Source organism: Okeania sp. SIO2B9, from assembly GCF_010672505.1.
Classification (GTDB): Bacteria; Cyanobacteriota; Cyanobacteriia; order Cyanobacteriales; family Microcoleaceae; genus Okeania; species Okeania hirsuta.
Map to the genome: position 1 here is coordinate 1 of NZ_JAAHGK010000896.1, position 3,246 is coordinate 3,246.

The window sequence follows — 3,246 nt, forward strand, 5'->3', positions numbered from 1 at the left end:
CTACCCAGTAGGTTTGGATGTACCACTCCCAAAACATCTTTGCCTACTAGAATACCAAATAGTAGTAAAAAGACTATCGCAGGTACTTTCAGGTAGGCTGCCAGAACTTGGGCTGCTATACCACTGATTACAGTCAGGATGATCAGCAGAGTTATGTCAAATGGTATTTCCATAAGTTAAGTGTTATCTTTAAATTCCCTGGCTTACCAGCTTTTTTTCTTAGGTTTCAGATTTTGATTGTGAAATTATCTGTTCTAATTTTTTTTGCTGGTTAGTTTTTCTGTATTTTATTCTTAAAAATAGCGATGAAATTATTATTCAGAAGGATTGATTATTTATTTCAAGTTAGGTTAAGTTTTAGGAATTATCTGAATAAAACAATTGAATTACCGAACTTCTAATTTTTTTATTCCCTAATTAATTTTTCTGTACATCTCCTAATTTAAATATTTGCCCATAATTCTTTTGAAACAGATTTATCTCTTTCGTATTATAACTACTCTTAACCAAAGTGCAACTATGGTTATTTTTGACTTTTACGAATAGAGTATAATCTATCTAAATGTAGACCATGGCTGATGTTATACTAAATCCGCCTTAGCAAGAGGGTACTTTAAAAAGTTGTAGCCTTTGTTATACATAGGATTTGTGAATAGGACAAGCCTCCTTTTATACCCGGATTTGGTATTATCAGGTTTTGAGCTTAACTAGAAATTCCTTTAGATTAGGTTATTTTGACAAAAAATATAATTGTATGCGATTTTTTATCAAAATAAAAAATCCTTCTAAATACTAAATCCGGATTTAGATAAGAGCTTGATCTCAACGTTGGTTGAATACCCGCGCTCACCTGAGGGTGGAAGTGTCCTATAGAAAAACCAATCAATGTTGCGGTTTTTCCAAAGCGTGTGCTATTGTAATTAAATTAAGTCTGCTGGGCTAGCAGTTTCTAGGGCAGCCGTCGGATTGGCGATGTACTGTGGAGCGACCTTAAGACCGAAAAGAGGCTCGACCTCAGAGGCAAGTGCTATAGCGTAGCTTCTCTGTTAGCGCAGCTCCTCCGGAAGAGGTAAGAGGAAACAGAAAACCCTAAGAGCGTTATGCTTAGGAGTCCCTCGTTGTCCCCTTAGCGTAACGTCGGGAGGATGTCAATAATAGGGTAAGGTAGGGGGTAAAGAGTATAATACAGGTTGGGTTAACTGGGAACAAAAACCAAAAACCTAATCTGTTGGGTTTATCCTCCGGATAAGCTCCGCTAATGTTCCTCAAGCTAACCTACAAAGCTACTGCATTCTATCAATTGTCCGATACTGAATTGCCTCAGCTACATAAGCAGGTTTCAACTCCTCATCCCCCGCTAAATCGGCAATAGTCCTCGCCACCTTCAAAATTCGATCGCTCGCCCTCGCTGACAACCCCAATTTCCTGATCGCTCCTTCCAATAAACCCCGACTGCTATCATCCAACTTACACCACTTGCGAAAATGACGACTCTGCATCTGAGCATTACAACTTAAACCAACCTCATCCTGAAACCGATACCGAGCGCGATCGCGTGCTAATTTTACCCTCTCCCTCACATCAACCGACCCTTCCCCAGTGTCCTGCCTTGTAATTTCCTCCGGTTTCAACCGACTAACTATCACCTGCAAATCTATCCTATCCATCAACGGACCCGAAAGTTTTCCCCAATATTGCTCCCGTTGCCGTGGCGAACAAGTACATTGTTGAATAGGATCTCCATAATAACCGCACGGACAAGGGTTTGTACTAGCAACCAAAGTAAACTGAGCCGGAAATTCCACCGACATTCGGGTGCGCGATATTGTCACCACCCCATCTTCCAACGGTTGACGCAAATATTCCAAAACATTGCGGTTAAACTCCGTTAACTCATCCAAAAATAATACCCCTCGGTGAGATAAAGAAATTTCCCCCGGTCGCGGAAAACTCCCTCCACCCACCAAAGAAGGCCCAGAAGCAGAATGGTGGGGACTACGAAACGGGCGATCGCTCACCAAACTCCCCCTATCTTTCAACAACCCCGCCACAGAATAAATTTGAGTCACTTCCAATGCCTCCTCAAAATTCAACGGAGGCAAAATTCCCGGTAAACGTCGCGCCAACATAGTTTTCCCACTGCCAGGAGGACCGACAAAAATCAAATTATGCCCCCCAGCAGCAGCTATTTCCAAAGCACGACGGGCATGATTTTGTCCTTTAACTTCTTTCAAATCTAAACCAGAAAATTGTTGTTTTGCCAAAATCTCAGCAATATCTACTTCTACAGGAGAAAAGTTAGTGGGATTATTCAAAAAATCAGTGACATCAAATATATTGTCAAATCCATAAACCGATAACCCCTTAACTACCGCCGCCTCCTTTGCATTAGCAGCAGGCACAACTAACCCGCTAATTCCCATTTTTTCTGCTGCTGCAGCAATGGGTAAAATTCCAGCTACTGGTCGTAATGTACCATCAAGGGAAACTTCTCCCAAAAATAGATGGTCTCCGAGTAAGTCTGCATTCACTTGTTCCGAGGCAGCCAAAATTCCGATACTAATAGGTAAGTCAAAACTGGGGCCTTCCTTGCGTAAATCTCCGGGGGTGAGATTAACCAGAATTTTCCGCATAGGGAAGGCATAACCGCAATTTTTGAGAGTAGCTTTGACTCTTTCCTTTGATTCTTGAACTGCTGCATCTGGCAACCCCACAACGACAATTTTTGGCAGTCCCCCCGATACATCGACTTCCACACCCACTTTGACGGCCTCAATGCCAATTATTGATGCACTCCAGACTCTAGCTAACATATTCCTTTATTCTTTAATTTATATAGTAAGTTGTTTGAATATAGATAAATGACCCAGCAAGACACTCTTTTCAGTAAAATTATCCGGCGCGAGATTCCGGCGGACATTGTTTATGAGGATGACATGGCCCTGGCCTTCAAAGATATTAATCCTCAAGCTCCCGTTCATATCCTCGTGATTCCGAAAAAGCCTATTCCCAAGTTAGCTGATGCTTCACCTGAAGACCATAGTTTGATGGGACATTTATTGCTGACGGCCAAGCGGGTTGCTGAACAAGCAGGACTTGAAAATGGCTATCGTGTAGTGATTGTGTGACTCGTTGGCCACTAAACCAGGAAACTGGGTATAAATGGCCGTTCCAAGTCACCACATGAGGACAACCTCGACTTGTGAATAACTCTTATTACCTTGGTGGTGAAATTCCATCCGCCTT

1 protein-coding gene and 1 pseudogene are annotated in these 3,246 nt (G+C 42.1%); one reads left to right on the forward strand and one right to left on the reverse strand.

Features of this window, described 5'->3' with window-relative positions; translation table 11 throughout:
* Positions 1-1,283: 1,283 nt before the first annotated feature.
* Positions 1,284-2,813, reverse strand: a complete 1,530-nt coding sequence (locus tag F6K13_RS25130; protein WP_124155320.1) for a YifB family Mg chelatase-like AAA ATPase — start codon at positions 2,811-2,813, stop codon at positions 1,284-1,286.
* Between the two features lie 48 nt (positions 2,814-2,861).
* Between F6K13_RS25130 and F6K13_RS25135 the strand changes: the two are divergent.
* Positions 2,862-3,122, forward strand: a pseudogene (locus F6K13_RS25135) (histidine triad nucleotide-binding protein); the annotation flags it as partial.
* Between the last annotated feature and the right edge of the window lie 124 nt (positions 3,123-3,246).